Origin of the sequence: Paenibacillus roseus (assembly GCF_016424485.1) — a bacterium.
Taxonomy (GTDB): domain Bacteria; phylum Bacillota; class Bacilli; order Paenibacillales; family Paenibacillaceae; genus Paenibacillus_D; species Paenibacillus_D roseus.
In genome coordinates, this window is sequence record NZ_JAELUP010000001.1 from 153,648 (window position 1) to 168,418 (window position 14,771).

At 47.1% G+C, this 14,771-nt stretch carries 14 protein-coding genes; 10 read left to right on the plus strand and 4 right to left on the minus strand.

Features of this window, described 5'->3' with window-relative positions; translation table 11 throughout:
- Nucleotides 1-40 precede the first annotated feature (40 nt).
- Entirely contained in the window at nt 41-649 is a 609-nt protein-coding gene (locus JFN88_RS00695) for a rhomboid family intramembrane serine protease (RefSeq protein ID WP_199017365.1), read from the plus strand.
- Nucleotides 650-678: 29 nt separating this feature from the next.
- The gene (gltC, locus tag JFN88_RS00700) at nt 679-1,566 is read left to right on the plus strand and encodes a glutamate biosynthesis transcriptional regulator GltC (protein ID WP_199017366.1); all 888 of its coding nucleotides are present in this window, start codon (nt 679-681) and stop codon (nt 1,564-1,566) included.
- Between the two features lie 57 nt (nt 1,567-1,623).
- Here gltC and JFN88_RS00705 read toward each other — a convergent pair whose 3' ends face one another.
- Together JFN88_RS00705 and JFN88_RS00710 are read right to left on the minus strand one after the other, a co-directional pair.
- On the minus strand, nt 1,624-2,304 hold the full coding sequence (locus tag JFN88_RS00705) for a zinc metallopeptidase (RefSeq protein WP_199017367.1): 681 nt from the start codon (nt 2,302-2,304) through the stop codon (nt 1,624-1,626).
- 58 nt (nt 2,305-2,362) lie between these two features.
- The gene (locus JFN88_RS00710; RefSeq protein WP_233167300.1) at nt 2,363-2,770 is read right to left on the minus strand and encodes a MerR family transcriptional regulator; all 408 of its coding nucleotides are present in this window, start codon (nt 2,768-2,770) and stop codon (nt 2,363-2,365) included.
- A 487-nt stretch (nt 2,771-3,257) separates the two neighbouring features.
- Between JFN88_RS00710 and JFN88_RS00715 the strand changes: the two genes are divergently transcribed.
- From JFN88_RS00715 to JFN88_RS00730, 4 genes are all read left to right on the plus strand, one after another.
- Nucleotides 3,258-4,616, plus strand: coding sequence for an ammonium transporter (locus JFN88_RS00715; protein WP_199017368.1), 1,359 nt, complete (start codon nt 3,258-3,260; stop codon nt 4,614-4,616).
- 36 nt (nt 4,617-4,652) lie between these two features.
- Nucleotides 4,653-5,726, plus strand: coding sequence for a DUF294 nucleotidyltransferase-like domain-containing protein (locus tag JFN88_RS00720; RefSeq protein ID WP_199017369.1), 1,074 nt, complete (start codon nt 4,653-4,655; stop codon nt 5,724-5,726).
- Nucleotides 5,727-5,831: 105 nt separating this feature from the next.
- Nucleotides 5,832-6,569 (plus strand): 3'-5' exonuclease, encoded by a 738-nt coding sequence (locus JFN88_RS00725; protein ID WP_199017370.1) that lies wholly within the window; start codon nt 5,832-5,834, stop codon nt 6,567-6,569.
- 315 nt (nt 6,570-6,884) lie between these two features.
- Nucleotides 6,885-7,442 carry a TlpA family protein disulfide reductase gene (locus tag JFN88_RS00730; protein WP_199017371.1) on the plus strand — a complete coding sequence of 186 codons (558 nt, stop codon included), beginning with the start codon at nt 6,885-6,887 and terminating at the stop codon, nt 7,440-7,442.
- 240 nt (nt 7,443-7,682) lie between these two features.
- Here JFN88_RS00730 and cimA read toward each other — a convergent pair whose 3' ends face one another.
- Nucleotides 7,683-9,296 carry a citramalate synthase gene (gene cimA / locus JFN88_RS00735; RefSeq protein ID WP_199017372.1) on the minus strand — a complete coding sequence of 538 codons (1,614 nt, stop codon included), beginning with the start codon at nt 9,294-9,296 and terminating at the stop codon, nt 7,683-7,685.
- A 239-nt stretch (nt 9,297-9,535) separates the two neighbouring features.
- The gene (locus JFN88_RS00740) at nt 9,536-10,180 is read right to left on the minus strand and encodes a GntR family transcriptional regulator (RefSeq protein WP_199017373.1); all 645 of its coding nucleotides are present in this window, start codon (nt 10,178-10,180) and stop codon (nt 9,536-9,538) included.
- Nucleotides 10,181-11,092: 912 nt separating this feature from the next.
- On the opposite strand from JFN88_RS00740, the gene JFN88_RS00745 reads away from it, so the two are divergent.
- The 4 genes from JFN88_RS00745 to JFN88_RS00760 all read left to right on the plus strand — a co-directional run bounded on the left by JFN88_RS00745 (nt 11,093) and on the right by JFN88_RS00760 (nt 14,388).
- Nucleotides 11,093-11,899, plus strand: coding sequence for a transporter substrate-binding domain-containing protein (locus JFN88_RS00745; RefSeq protein WP_199017374.1), 807 nt, complete (start codon nt 11,093-11,095; stop codon nt 11,897-11,899).
- Between the two features lie 23 nt (nt 11,900-11,922).
- Nucleotides 11,923-12,576 (plus strand): amino acid ABC transporter permease, encoded by a 654-nt coding sequence (locus tag JFN88_RS00750; protein WP_233167301.1) that lies wholly within the window; start codon nt 11,923-11,925, stop codon nt 12,574-12,576.
- A complete protein-coding gene (locus JFN88_RS00755) occupies nt 12,573-13,295 on the plus strand; it encodes an amino acid ABC transporter ATP-binding protein (protein WP_199017375.1) in 723 nt (240 codons plus the stop codon). Before JFN88_RS00750 ends, JFN88_RS00755 begins: the two co-directional genes overlap by 4 nt.
- A gap of 199 nt (nt 13,296-13,494) precedes the next feature.
- Nucleotides 13,495-14,388 carry a hypothetical protein gene (locus JFN88_RS00760; RefSeq protein WP_199017376.1) on the plus strand — a complete coding sequence of 298 codons (894 nt, stop codon included), beginning with the start codon at nt 13,495-13,497 and terminating at the stop codon, nt 14,386-14,388.
- The last annotated feature ends 383 nt before the right edge of the window (nt 14,389-14,771 follow it).

Consider the following 14,771-nt stretch of genomic DNA (forward strand, 5'->3'; position numbering starts at 1 on the left):
GTTGCTTGTCCAATGTGAAGCAGGAAAGGGAGATGACTGAATGATTTTTTTGCGGTATGAAAGTTTCCGCTCCTACTTGCGCCTCTATCCGGTAACTTCTACGTTATTGGCGCTTAATGTGCTTGTTTTTATGCTCAACTATTTGGGAAATGGCAATCTGATCAATTTTGGCGCGTTTGTTGCTTTTCCTGGCGATCCCTATGGCTTGCAGGAGCCGTGGCGTTATGTCACCTCGATTGTTCTTCATTACGGATGGGAGCATTTATTCTTTAACAGCTTCTCTACACTGGTGTTTGCACCGCCGCTGGAGAGGTTGCTTGGCTCTTTCCGATATACAATATTCTATGTTCTCTGCGGTATAGTGGGCAACATTCTGAGTGCGCTGATGTTCAATATGATCAGCTCTGATCCGGCGCTTGTTACTGTGGGCGCATCAGGGGCAATTTACGGAATATTTGGCGCTTATCTGAACCTGGCGATTCTGCAAAAAAGTTCGCTGGATGAAGCATCACGCAAGACAGTGTTTATGATTTTGGGATTTGGTTTGATTTACTCCTTTTTAGTAAGTAATATCAATATTTGGGCGCATGTCGGCGGCCTGATTGCAGGGTTCTTGCTCTACAGCCAGTTTGCCAGAAAAAATAAGTGAATGCTTGCAGGGGGGCGTCGTAACGGATTATGGAATTAAGGCAGCTTTACTACTTTGTCAAAGTGGCAAAGAAGGAGCATGTAACCCAGGCCGCAGAGGAGCTGCGTGTCGCGCAGTCGGCTGTCAGCCGGCAGATTCATCAGCTTGAGGAAGAGCTTGGCGTCTCGTTGTTCATTCAGAAGGGCAGAAACTTGCAGCTCACGCCGGCAGGACAGTTATTTTTGAAGCGCATTGAGGTGGTGCTCGGAGATCTGGAAAAGGCGGTTCTGGAAATCAATGAGTTCATGAACCCGGAGGTCGGCGAGATTCGGCTCGGTTTTCCGCACAGCCTCGGCATACAGCTTATTCCGCAAGTTGTATCCGGCTTCCGGAAGCAATACCCGCATGTACGATTTAAGTTCAAGCAGGGAATGTACCCATCGCTGATTCGCGATCTGGTAAAAGGAGAGATTGATCTGGCCTTTATTTCCCCGTTCCCGGAGAACGATGAGCTAGTCGTTGGCGAAGTGCTGCTGACGGAGGAACTGTACGCTGTTCTTCCGTCAAAGCACCCGCTTGCGGGCAGAGAATCGATTGTGCTCTCTGAGCTTAAGGATGATGAATTTGTGTTGTTCAGAGAAGGGTATTCTCTGCGGCCGATTGTATGGGAGGCCTGCAAGAAGGCTGGCTTTACTCCAAGCATTGGCTTTGAAGGAGAGGAGACGGAGACCATACGCGGACTGGTGGCGGCGGGAATGGGTGTAAGTCTGTTGCCGGAGATGGCGCTGCATCAGGCTGGGCCGCTCCAGACGGCCAAGGTGCGTATTGAATCCCCTATTGTTACGAGAACAATTGGCCTTATCCGCCGTTCCAATCAGAAGCTTCCGCTAGTCGCTAAGGTATTTTACAAATATCTGCTGGATCACTTTTCTAAATAGAGAGCAAAAACAAGCAAAGCCCCTCCGTAAAAGGAAGGGGCTTTTGCTATCGAACTGTTAGTCCCGGTTTTGCGTGAAAATCATAATGTACTTGACCAGCTCCAGCAGCGAGATCAGTGCTGCGGCAACATAGGTCAAAGCTGCAGCGTTCAATACCTTGGCAACACCTTGCTCTTCCTCGTTGCTGACAAAGCCTTCGGCTATCATCAGATCACGGGCACGGTTGCTGGCATTGAACTCGACCGGCAGTGTCACCAATTGGAAGGCAACAACGGCGGAGAAGAAAATAATCCCGAGTCCTACAAGCCCCATGTTTTGGAACAAGAATCCCGCGATAAGCAGGAACGGCGCGATGCCTGATGTCAGGTTGACTACCGGGAAGATTCGGTGGCGCAGCACCAGCATCGGATAGTCAACCGAGTGCTGAATGGCGTGTCCGACCTCGTGACAGGCTACGGCAACGGCGGAGATGGAATTCTCATAGTATACCGGCTCAGAGAGTCTGACAACGCGGTTAATCGGGTCGTAGTGGTCTGTCAGACGGCCGGGAACGGCTTCAATCGGCACATCATGCAGACCGTTATTGTCGAGCATGCGGCGGGCTGCCTGATAGCCTGTAAGACCGCTGTTAATGGGAACTTCCGCCCACTTGTTGAATGTTCCTTTAACCCGGAACTGCGCCCATAGCGACAGCACAAATGCAATAATAATCAAAAAATCCATCGGGTGAAAAAACATAATCCAATCGCCTCCATCATTGGTAAGTCAGGTTGTGCGGAACTGATATAAGTAAAGCTTACATAAATGGACCTTTGCCGAGCAGCAGCATCAGCGCTTCTATACAGGCTGCTGTCTGCGGCATGAGCTTCGTCGTCAGATGTTTAGCCTGCTGGGGCTTAAGTTTCTCGATGACCGGTTCAAGTTCCTTAACTTCCCGCTCCAGCTTCTGCATATGGAGCTGAATATCGCTTAACTTGCGTGTAACCTGTTCCTCGGTTGAAACCTTGTTCCATTGGTCGAGTTTGGCTTTAATTTCTTCCAACGTATATTTATCCTGCTTCATCTGTTCTATACGTTTGAGACGGAGCAAGGTTTCACTGCTGTACAGACGGTAATTTTTCTCGGACCGCTTCTGCGGCTCCAGCAATCCCATAGAGGTATAGAAATCGATGGTGCGGGGGCTGATATTCGCTTTCTTGGCCAACTCGCCTATGCGGTAAAGTTTAGTATCCCCAAGTGATTCATCCTCCTTTCCAAAACGGATTTCCCCTTTATTATTTCTCTGCAGGACCTATAGCCCTATAAAACCTATATTTATATGATACAGAAAACAGAACCGTACAGTCAAACGTTACGCTTTGAGAAAGCCGGTAAATCTGTGAACAATGTATGACATGAATGTAGGGATATGTGCCTATTTGAGTTAAACGAATGAAAGCAGGGCACGGGCCGCTATGGGGCAGAGGATTCTTCTGTTCGCGCTTGACGCGGCTCCTCACATATCCATCTTTTAGGCATTCGGGGCAAAAAACTTAACATTGATTATTGAAACAGGGACAAATGTTAGATTTTTCGGATGATTATTTGCACTTTTTTGAAAATCTATTGTCAAAACAGGTCTAACTATCTATAATGACATTAAGTCTTTCTTATCATGTAATGAAATATAACACATTGAGGGAGTGGTCGTTTTGGTCAAAAAAATGGTTCTTACAATGGGTGCAATGATTCTCATGTTCCCTGCAATGGCATTTGCAGATGCGCCATCCACGGCGATGCTGAATACCGGCTTGAACTCGCTGTGGGTTATGCTCGCTGCCATCCTCGTAATTTTGATGCAGGGCGGATTCATTTTGCTGGAAGCCGGATCAACCCGCATGAAGAATGCCGGACACGTCGCAGGCAAAACGATCTTTACCTTTGGTCTTGGCTCATTGATCTATTGGGCAGTTGGTTATGGCATTGCGTTTGGCGAGGACGGAAATTTATTGTTTGGTCTAGGCAAGTTCTTCTATAATCCACCGATTCTCTACGGAGAGAATGCTGGTCTTTCCGATTCTGTATTCTTTATTTTCCAGCTTGCGTTTGCTACCATTTCATTATCAATCGCCTGGGGCGGCTTCGCTGAGCGCGCCAAGCTTTCATCTTATTTGATCTTTACGGTTGTATTTGTCGGTGTCATTTATCCGGTAGTCGCTCACTGGATCTGGGGCGGCGGCTGGCTTGCAGAAGACGGCGCGCAAGACTTTGCCGGTTCCACCGTTGTGCACTTGTCCGGTGCGGTTGCGGCGCTGGCAGCTACAATTCTACTGAAGCCGCGTATCGGAAAATTCAATAAAGACGGCTCTTCCAATCAAATTTTGGGGCATAACCAAGTCTATACTGCGCTGGCTGTCTTGTTCCTATGGGTAGGCTGGTTTGGTTTTAATGCAGGAAGTACCGTTGCGATCGAAACCGGATTTTTCGGATATGTTGCGTTCAATACTCAAATTGCAGCAGCTGCAGGCGCTGTGGCAGCGATGCTGATTTCCTGGGCTTTACTGGGTAAATCCGACATTACAACGATGTTGAACGGCGGTTTGGCCGGTCTCGTAGCTATTACGGCATCCTGTGCGTTCGTCGAGCCTTGGGCTGCTGTTGTCATTGGTCTCATCGCAGGCGTACTCGTATTCTTCAGCCAAAAGTTCTTCGAGAAATTAAGAATTGATGATCCGATCTTTGCATTGTCCGTACACGGTGCGGCTGGCGTATGGGGTACTTTGGCAAACGGCTTTTTCGCAACGCCGGAGCTGGCTGCGACTGCGGGTGTCGGCAAGGCGGGCTTGTTCTACGGCGGGGGCTGGGGACAACTCTTGGTGCAATTGGAAAGTGTAGTCGTCGCCGGAGTGTTTGTATTTATCGTATCGTTCGCAGTTCTATATGTAATCAAAAAGGCTATTGGCTTCCGGGTAACCGAGGAGCAAGAACTTATCGGTCTTGACCTGAGTGAGCATGGGGCGTATGGTTATCCTGAGCAAATGAAAAAAGCACAGCAAAATCTGAACGCTTAATTACAACAGGATATCTGAAGAGGGGGAGAGCGCCGTATGAAGGATCCGGTACTTGTGCAGCTCTTGCAGGAGATCGACGCCGCGGAATTGACCGCAGCGCTGCGATGTCTGAGAGATGAGGCCCACAGGCGTATGGATGCTCTTTTCCCTTCGCTGCCCCTTGATGAATACTACAGACAATTAAATGGAGTTCATGATGCGTTAATCCGGCGCACTGTAGCTCTGGCAGAAGCAGAATTGGCACGGTCGGGGATGGGTTCTCCCCCCGTGCCTTATGCGTATTTATTGTTTGGCAGCGGAGGGCGGAAGGAACAGACGTTGTCCAGCGACCAGGATAGCGGAATTATTTATGAGGATGCGCATTCAGATGAAGAAACGCTCGCGGCCCAGAAGTTTTTCACTAATCTGTCGGCCAGGGCGGTAGCTCTGCTCCAGGAGATCGGCTACCCGCCGTGCGAGGGCAATGTGATCAGTTCAAATCCACAGTGGTGCCAGCCGGAAAGCGAATGGAAGCGACAACTTGAAAGCTGGTTCGAGACTGCGGATTGGGAAGCGGTGCGTTATTTGCTCATTGTAGCGGACTGCCGCCATATCCATGGAAGCGGAGAGTTGCTGGAGAGATTAAAAAGGCATTATTACTCCGATATGCTGGCCAAGCCGGTCATTGTACAACGGATGCTTGACAATACGATTCGCCACAAGATGCTGATCGGGGTGTTCGGCCAATTGCTGAAAGAGCAGTATGGAGAGGATGCTGGCAGTATTGACATCAAGTATGGGGCTTATATTCCGATGGTGAATGCTGTTCGACTCATGGCCGTGCAGTCCCAGCTTCGTCCTACCTCGACGTTGGAGCGGCTGCACGCTCTTGAACAGGCAGAGGTTGTGACGGCAGAAGAAGCGGCTGCTTACAGCGAGGCGTTTTTGTTTTTTCTGAAGCTGCGCATGATTGCCACGGAGAATAATGAGGACGGCATGTACATGAATAATGGTAAGCTGGCCAATCATCATTTGACAAAAGAGATGACAGAGGAATTGAAGCAAAGTCTCAAGGTTGGCAAAAGATTGCAAAGACAAGTTCAAAAGCTGACGTTGGGCAAGCTCAAATAAAATATGGCAGGCAATGTAAATGAAGTCCTGGGGTCCGGGTAAAGGCGATAGACGGAAAGAGAGCGTGACGGACTTGAGAAGGCAAGGCAATGCGGAGGCGAGAGCATGAAACAGCAAAAAGGTGTCGGACGTATGTGGCATTTGTATAAAATGGGTGGAATTACGCCTGCAATCGCCTCAATGATGGGCTCCCAAAATGCACAGCAAATGGCTTTTATCCGGTCCGTAAGCAAAGAGCAGCGGAAACAGTCGGTATTGGATACTCCTCTGAAGGAACTGGAGATCGTGGTCTTCGATTTGGAGACAACAGGCTTTTATCCATACAATGGAGATGAGATTATATCCGCGGGGGGGATTATTGTTCGTGGCCATGAACCGCTGGATGAACGCCGCGTCTTCTACAGTCTGGTTAATCCCCGGCGCAAAGTTCCGCGACATATTACATCATTGACTGGCATCACGAATGAAATGGCTCAGGATGCGCCGGATTTAATGCAAGTGCTGCATGATTTTATGGAGTTCATTGGCAAAAGAGTGCTTATTGCTCATGGCAGCGGCCATGACAAGCAATTCCTGAATGCAGCGCTGTGGCGGACATCCAAGGTGAATTTGACCCATCGATTGCTGGATACGATGATGGTTGCCAAGTGGCTGGAGCCGAAGCGCGAAACGTACGGGCTTGATGAACTGCTGGAGAGTGCAGGAATTCCTGTGACAGAGAGGCATCATGCGCTTCAGGATTCCATTATGACGGCGCAGCTGTGGCAAACCTATCTGAAGGAAATTATGTCAAGAAATATTACGACACTGGCTGATTTGTATGCGTACCTGAGCAAGCATTAGCTATCGTTCGAGAGTGTTCACAAGTCCTAAGATATAAAGGGGCTTGCGGGCGCTCTTTTTTTATTATAAGCATTTATAAATAAGGCAAAATAATCAGTTTCCAGTTCAAACAGTTCGATAAATGCCCGACAAAAGGTATGAAAATGTTTGCAATTACCGAAAATAATAGTTAATAACCGCGGTGGGAGAATTGCATGAGAAAATTGTTCACCATCCGATCACATTCTTCTTATTTCTTCTGCTGTTGTCTACCTACCAGCTTGAGCTTCAATTCTAACCCGTGCTATTATGAAGTCTAAAGGAGCGATTGAATGTATGAAAAAGATTGGGATCATTGTCGCGGCCTGCGTTTTTTTGATTTTCGGCTACTTTTTTCTGAACGATAAACAGACAAATCAAGTATTCTCCTCTGTACAGGGAACTCAGGAGGCGCTGCCAAAGCCTGGCTATCTGGCGCCGCCCATGGAATTGCCGGCTCTTGATGAACAGAATTATGCCGTTGGGGATCGGAGAGACAAGCTGCTGCTGTTGAACTTCTGGGCTTCGTGGTGCGGACCTTGCGAGTTGGAAGCGCCTGATTTGGTTGAACTTTCCAAGAAGTATGAGACGAAGATGGACGTATATGGGGTAAATGCCACTTCTTACGACAGAGAGCGGCAGGCGAGACAGTTTGTAGAGGATTTTGAACTGAATTTCCCGATTTTGATGGACCGTGACGGAGTTGCGACCAAGCTGTACAAAGTAACAACGTTCCCGACCACACTATTGATTGATCAAAATGGAGTTGTTCAGGAACGAATTCTCGGCGTCATTCCGCGGGAACAATGGGAGAAGCGGATTGATGCTCTGCTCGATAAGCCGGATGCAAGGTGATGCCTTAGTAAACGTTATTACTAACAACAAAACAACCTTCAAATTGCTGTTCAGTTTTTCAGCGCTTTGAAGGTTGTTTTGTTATAAAAAGTTGAACAAATGAACAGGAACAACAGCGATCGGAAGAACCTTTCACACGCAGGCTTTGCCTGACTTTCTTTCGTTCAACTTATATAGCAGAGCTTTCGTGAAAGGTTCCACGGTTCGCTTGGCGAATGCGGACTGTTTGGTTCATCAAACCTAATGATTAATCAGTCCGAGGCGTTCGCGCTGATCGTTGCCGGAATTCTCTTGTTTTGCAGAGTTGAGAAGCGCATAGCGGATGCTGTCTACAAGCGCTTGCCAGCTTGCTTCAATGATATTGCTGGAGACGCCGACGGTGCTCCATGTATTATTGAAGTCTGTGGACTCAATCAGAACCCGAACCTTGGCTGCAGTCGCATCAATCTCATCGAAGACCCGAACCTTGTAATCAGAGAGATGAACATCCATGATTCTTGGATAAAATTGAACCAGCGCCTTGCGCAGCGCATTATCGAGCGCATTGACCGGACCGTTGCCTTCTGCAGCGGTGTAGACGGTCTCGCCATCGACATTAATTTTGACAATCGCTTCGGACACCATTTTTCCGTTGCTTTTCTCAACGAGCATTTTGAAGGATTCAAGCTTGAAAATTTCCTTATATTCACCAAACGCTTCCCGGAGCAGCAGTTCAAGGGATGCATCGGCCCCTTCAAATTGATAGCCTTGGTGTTCCAACTCTTTGATTTTATCAATAATTTGTTTGGTCTTCTCGTTGTTCGAATGAATATCCAGTCCAAGCTCCTGCGCCTTGGAGATAATATTGCTCTGTCCGGCCAGCTCCGAAACGAGAATCCGCTGCTTGTTCCCCACAAGCTCAGGCGCGATATGCTCATAGGTCTTGGAATCCTTCAAAATAGCGGAAACGTGGATGCCGCCTTTATGAGCAAACGCGGCGTTGCCGACATAGGCCTGATTGACCGGCATGTGAACGTTGGCAATTTCGCTTACGTAACGGGCAACATTGGTAAGCTGGACAAGCTGCTCGGTTTCAATACATTGGTAATTCATCTTAATCTGCAAATTCGGAATGATGGAGCACAGGTTGGCGTTGCCGCACCGCTCGCCGTAGCCATTAATCGTACCTTGAACTTGACGGGCTCCTGCGCTTACCGCGGCTAATGTATTGGCAACCGCCAGCTCGCAGTCATTATGTGTATGAATCCCGATGGGAGCGGTCAGCTCCTGCCGCACACGGGTAACGATCTCCTGGATTTCCCCAGGCAGCGTACCCCCATTTGTATCACAAAGCACGATCCAGTCTGCTCCTGCATCCTGCGCGCTGCGCAGGGCGGCAATGGCATATTCCGGATTATGCTTGTAGCCGTCGAAGAAGTGCTCCGCGTCATAAATTGCTTCCATTCCATTACGCTTGAGGAATGCGAAAGAATCGGCAATCATGGAGAGGTTCTCTTCCAATGTGGTCTGGAGAGCAGTATGGACATGGAAATCCCATGATTTTCCGACCAGCGTTGCCGCAGGCACACCTGATTCCACAATGCGCAGCAGGCTTGCATCATGCTCGGCAATGCTGTTTTTGCGCCGGGTGCTGCCAAAAGCCGTAATTTTGGCTCGAAGCTGCAAGGATTTGACCCGTTTGAAAAACTCAATGTCCTTGCTGTTGCTTCCCGGATTGCCTCCCTCAATATAATGAACGCCTAGCGTGTCCAGCTTTTGGGCGATTTTGATTTTGTCATCGGCTGACAAACTGATACCTTCGCCCTGTGTGCCGTCACGCAGAGTCGTATCGAAAATGGAGATTTGTTGTGTCATCGGGACGCTTCCTTTCCTGAATGCTATCATTGACCGGCTTCATAACCATGAACGAAGTCATAATTTCTTATTATAACATGGAGCAACTTCATATGGGTAGCCTAAAACTTGTCTGGTTACCGCAAAGTTATTTTTGAATGAAAAGATATGTCCGGCATAGCTTTTCTGGCCAAATTGGACAGAACAAAGCCCTGCCTGACATCCAAGTAAGGGAATCAGGCAGGGCTTCGGTCATGAATTTACAGCATTTCGTTGTCAATGATGCGCCAGTGATACTTGAGAATCGCTTCAAGCTTTTCTTTGTCTTTTGTTTTAAAGTATTCAATGATTTGGCGATGCTCGGTATTGACCTCATTTAATACAAGTGCAAGCTTGTTGTTGTCTTTGCTCAAATAGGATTGGCGGATGAAGCTGTTTTTCAGCGAATCCAGCATTTCAATCACGTTGGGGTTATCACATTGGCGAATATAAACGTTGTGAAATTTATATTGGTCCTTATAATAATCGGAAAATTCAAACTGGCTGATATCGTTTTGAATCTTATCCACAATCGCTTCCATTTCCTTAATATCCTGGTCCGTCAGATTGTCTGCCGCAAGTGTAGCTGCAAGAGCGTCAAGGGCGCCTATAATCTGTGAGGCGTTGAGCTTCTCCTTGCTGTCGAACGGCTTGACAATAAAACCTCGGCGGGGGATATAATCCAGCAGATTGTCAGAAGAAAGCTGAAATAGCGCCTCGCGGGTAGGTGTCCGGCTTATATCCAGCTTTTTGCAAATTTCCGCTTCGTTGATCTTCTGATTGGGAAGCAGCGTTCCATCCTGAATTTTTTGAGCAATGTAATCGTAGACATGATCTTTGAGAGATTGATATTTTGGCGCTTGCATGCCGGATTCCCCTTTCGCAAACTTGAATTGCTAAATTATAGAAAGCGCGTCCAAATCAATTAGCTGTTTACATTGACTATTGCTCGTCGTGTAGTGTACACTTTTGGTTGCAAGTGTTCTATGCCGCTCTCTATTGGATCACGCGAATTCAATTCTTCCTTGTGGTCTTACAGGTCATATAAGCAGAATGAAGCGCATGTGTGTATGCTTCATACACGATTTTGCATAAATCGATCAAAATTCTTATTCAGCTTCATTCAAGTAAATGGAGTCCATTTTCCTTGTCGTTTCAAGTGTTTTTCCTATTTGGAAATCCCCGGCGGGTTGAAAATGGATCGTATAGGTATGGTGATTAATGAATAATAATTAACGAAAGTAATTCTTTATCCATGTTTACATCTTATCACTGGAACTCCTGTTGTACAAGATGGAGTTGAATTTATTATGTTAGATTTATGTTAGGCGGATAACACGAACAGGCAAATTACAAGGAAGTGCATTCGAAAAAACCAGTTGTTGATCACTATTCATGATGTTATAATAAGTGACATAAAAATGGGATGCTTGCATAATTTAATGTATATTGTATACGAAGTTGGAAGGATATATGACGCTATATGTTTTTGCAATTTGTAGTATGGCCTAAAAAATATGGCTCAATCTAAAAATTAGTGGTTGACATCGAGGAGGGAGCAGCGAAGGGGCAGAGGAATTGTGGAGAAACGAACGTGGTCGCCTTTAAGCCCGATTCCCCCTGCTAGCCTCTATCCTATAAAGCAATCGGGCTTTAACAGCGATCGGAAGAATCCTCTGCCACGCAGCGTTCCCTCCTTATCTAGAGGGCAACCACTAATTTTGGTTTTGATCCAATAAATATATAAAAATATTAAAAAAGCGGGAGAGATGAAGATAATGAAGAAACTTTTGATTTTGGCAGTCATGCTCACAACGGTGCTTGCAGGTTGCGGGCAGAAGGATAATAGCACAGGGACCACGAATAATTCACAAGGCGCATCTGGCAATAAAGGGACTTTGACCGTTGGTACTAGTGCTGATTTTGCGCCATATGAATTCCATAAAATAATCGATGGTAAAGATACGATTGTCGGCTTTGACATTGAAATTGCCAAAGAAATAGCAAAAGATGCGGAAGCTGAACTGAAAATCGAAGATATGGATTTTGACAGCTTGTTGATGGCGCTCGATACCGGCAAGCTTGATTTTGTAATCTCCGGCATGAACCCGACTGCAGAGCGCAGGGAGTCTGTTGACTTCTCCGATATTTACTATGTGGGCGAGCAAAGTGTACTGGTGAAAAAGGATGCTGTCGGCAATTTCAACTCCTATAATGATCTGAAGGGCAAAAAGCTTGGCGTACAAAAAGGCTCACTGCAAGAAGGAATTGGTCAAGAGGTAGAAGGGGCGCAGCTGACTTCTCTCACCAAGCTTCCTGAACTGATTATGGAGCTGAAAACAGGTCGTGTAGACGCTGTTATCGTGGACAAGCCGGTTGCAGAACAATATGCGGCTACTCAGAATGACATCACTATTGCAACAGATGTGAAATTCGATCTTCCTGAAGATGAGACAGGCTATGCAATTGCCGTAAAGAAAGGCAACCAGGAGCTTCTTGCTAAAATTAATGCTACTATTAAACGGTTGAACGAAAATGGGGATATTGAGCGCTTCGTAGTTGAGGCAAACGAACTGGTCGAATAATTTTAGGGACGGAGTAGAAGCTGATGTCGCTGGACTTTTCTTTTATGGCGAAATACTGGGAGATGTTTTTATATGGCGCTTGGGTCACGCTGCAACTGTCGTTCTTCGGCGTACTCTTGGGTACGATATTCGGCATCTTCCTGGCTTTAATGAAAATTTCGAAGGTATGGGTCCTCAGGGCCCTATCTTCGACTTATATTGAGATTATCCGCGGCACTCCGATGCTTGTTCAAGTATTTATCATTTACTTCGGATTAGTGCCTTTTGGTCTGGAATTAACGAAATTTCAGGCCGGAATCGCCGCTCTCACCATCAACAGTGCAGCCTATATGGCGGAGGTCTTCCGAGCGGGCATCAATGCAATTGACAAGGGACAGGCTGAGGCGGCCCGGTCGCTGGGGATGTCGCATGGCATGACATTGCGGCATATTATTCTCCCGCAAGCATTCCGCAATATGCTGCCTGCAATCGGCAATGAGTTCATTATCATTGTGAAAGATTCTTCTCTGGTCTCTACGATTGGCGCGGCGGAGATTATGTATACAGCCAGAACGGTACAGGGGGCCGCATTCAAGCCGCTCGAACCGTTGCTGGTGGCTGCGGCCATGTATTTCGTGCTTACGTTTACACTATCCAAGTTGCTCAGCGCTCTTGAAAGGAGGCTGCAAAAACGATGATTAGAGTAAGCGGCCTGCGAAAATCCTACGGCAAAAATGAAATTCTCAAAGGCATCGACACCGAGATTACAAAGGGCGAGGTTGTGGTTGTCATCGGGCCGAGCGGTTCGGGCAAGAGCACGTTTCTGCGCTGTATAAATCGGCTGGAAGAGCCGACGGGCGGACAAATCTGGTTTGAGGGGCAAGAGTTAACCGAAAAGCAGTCAGACCTGAACAGAATCCGCCAGCGGATGGGAATGGTGTTCCAGCAATTCAATCTGTTTCCGCATATGAGTGTCATGGAGAACTTGACGCTGGCGCCGCGGAAATTGAAAAACCAGAGTAAGGATCAGGCGAAGAAAATTGCATTGGAATTGCTCAAGTCTGTCGGGCTGGAGGACAAGGCTTCGGCTTATCCAGACAGTCTCTCGGGCGGGCAGAAACAGCGGATCGCGATTGCCAGAGCGCTGGCAATGGAGCCGGCGATGATCCTGTTTGATGAGCCGACATCGGCGCTTGACCCCGAGATGGTCGGCGAGGTGCTGGATGTCATGAAACGGCTGGCCAAAAACGGCATGACAATGGTCATTGTCACCCACGAGATGGGATTCGCTCGCGAAGTAGGCGACCGTCTTATTTTTATGGATGGCGGTGTTATAGTAGAAGAAGGCGATCCGCGGGCCATCTTTGAGAACCCGCAGCATCCTCGGACGAAAGATTTCTTGTCAAAGGTATTGTAAAATCCGCTCTGCTTGGCTTTCTGCTCTTAGGGCTATGGGATCGGGAAACAGTTGAGACATGCAGGATTTGAATTCAAGTCTGCATGTCTTTTTCATGTGCGCCTTTATATGGATACGTGATATGGAATTGCAATTTTGCCGGGAAAAATGTAACGTAAGTGTAGAAGATTAACTCGTGAAATTTGGATGAAGCTGAGAGATGCAGAAAGGTCGTGTAATTGTGACAGCACATGCATTTACGATTAAACCAGACTTTTACCAAGCTTTTGAGAACGAAGAGGAACAGATCGCACAATGCAAGGAATGGGGACTGCTGTCGGACAAGGCATCGAAGACAAAAGCCTTTTTCTATAAAGCGGGCGGCGCAAATCTGGAGTGCAAAATTGTAGGTTTTGTGGATAAACTGACGGCAGTGATTGAATTTGAGAATGGACAGCGGCATTGTATTCATCCTTCGTATTTGAAGGAAATGCAGGCAGCCAACTACGGGCAACGATTTTCCGCGCTTGCCGAAGAGATTTCAGCGGAGGGAACGTCTGACTCTAAAAATGCCGGGGACATCGCAGATTCCGATAATTCCAGCAATGCGAAAGCTGAAGTGCGGGAAGACAGCAGACCGGTTGAGGAAGTTCAGTTTGAGGAGCTTGCCCCGATTGCAGACAAAGTTGTGAGCGAGAAGGCATCAGATAACGAGGACTCCGAAGGGCAGGCTGTCGACATATTCGGCAATGTGGAGAATGAAGCCGAAGCGCCGCCTGTTAAACCCAAGACGAAGAAAGAGAAAAAGCAGAAGCTTCAATTGCCGGAGGAAAAAGTGAAAATGACTGCGACGGTAAAGGAATTTACCAGCGTGCCGAATCATTTCACAGAAAGTGAAGATGAGGTTATCATTTATGAGCAGGTTTCAATTGTGGAATCTGAGCTTGAAATCGGTGATGCCTGGTCCAGCTACAGTGCAACTTTGAAAAAGCTGGAGCTTGAAGTAGGCGACATCTTGACTTTCGACGCCAAAGTAATCCCCAAAAAGCTGACGAAACACCCTGTCCCTTACAAGATTAACAATCCTTCGAAAATACAGAAAGCGGAAGAATGAAGGGTTGGGCGGGCATATATTAGTTGGGTATTGCACGAGGAAAACCGTAAACGGCTCTGCCCTCCAAAGAGGTCAAGCCGTTTACGGTACAGAGTATCACATTTGAATCAGACTCATTACTCAAAATCCCCTTTCTATAATCAATCTATGACCTCTCCATTCTCGCGAGAAAACTTCTCCTTGACCTCCAGAATTCTTCCCTTCTTTGGTTGCGCTCTATTTCCGTACAAATACTAAATTTTAAAAGGCTCAAAACCAAAATTAGTGGTTGACCTCTAGGTGGAGGGACGCTGAGTAGCAGAGGATTCTTTTTAAATACATATTATGTAAATTTTATCATATGAATTCACTTACATTAAGAAAAGATTAAAATAACATTAAAA

Bases quoted from the DNA above. Each gene is read 5' to 3' on its own strand.
- JFN88_RS00725 (WP_199017370.1), top strand. From the start codon at position 5,832: ATGAAACAGCAAAAAGGTGTCGGACGTATGTGGCATTTGTATAAAATG.
- JFN88_RS00730 (WP_199017371.1), top strand. From the start codon at position 6,885: ATGAAAAAGATTGGGATCATTGTCGCGGCCTGCGTTTTTTTGATTTTC.
- cimA (WP_199017372.1), bottom strand. From the start codon at position 9,296: ATGACACAACAAATCTCCATTTTCGATACGACTCTGCGTGACGGCACA.
- gltC (WP_199017366.1), top strand. From the start codon at position 679: ATGGAATTAAGGCAGCTTTACTACTTTGTCAAAGTGGCAAAGAAGGAG.
- JFN88_RS00745 (WP_199017374.1), top strand. From the start codon at position 11,093: ATGAAGAAACTTTTGATTTTGGCAGTCATGCTCACAACGGTGCTTGCA.
- JFN88_RS00740 (WP_199017373.1), bottom strand. From the start codon at position 10,180: ATGCAAGCGCCAAAATATCAATCTCTCAAAGATCATGTCTACGATTAC.
- JFN88_RS00720 (WP_199017369.1), top strand. From the start codon at position 4,653: ATGAAGGATCCGGTACTTGTGCAGCTCTTGCAGGAGATCGACGCCGCG.
- JFN88_RS00755 (WP_199017375.1), top strand. From the start codon at position 12,573: ATGATTAGAGTAAGCGGCCTGCGAAAATCCTACGGCAAAAATGAAATT.
- JFN88_RS00705 (WP_199017367.1), bottom strand. From the start codon at position 2,304: ATGTTTTTTCACCCGATGGATTTTTTGATTATTATTGCATTTGTGCTG.
- JFN88_RS00760 (WP_199017376.1), top strand. From the start codon at position 13,495: ATGCAGAAAGGTCGTGTAATTGTGACAGCACATGCATTTACGATTAAA.
- JFN88_RS00695 (WP_199017365.1), top strand. From the start codon at position 41: ATGATTTTTTTGCGGTATGAAAGTTTCCGCTCCTACTTGCGCCTCTAT.
- JFN88_RS00750 (WP_233167301.1), top strand. From the start codon at position 11,923: ATGTCGCTGGACTTTTCTTTTATGGCGAAATACTGGGAGATGTTTTTA.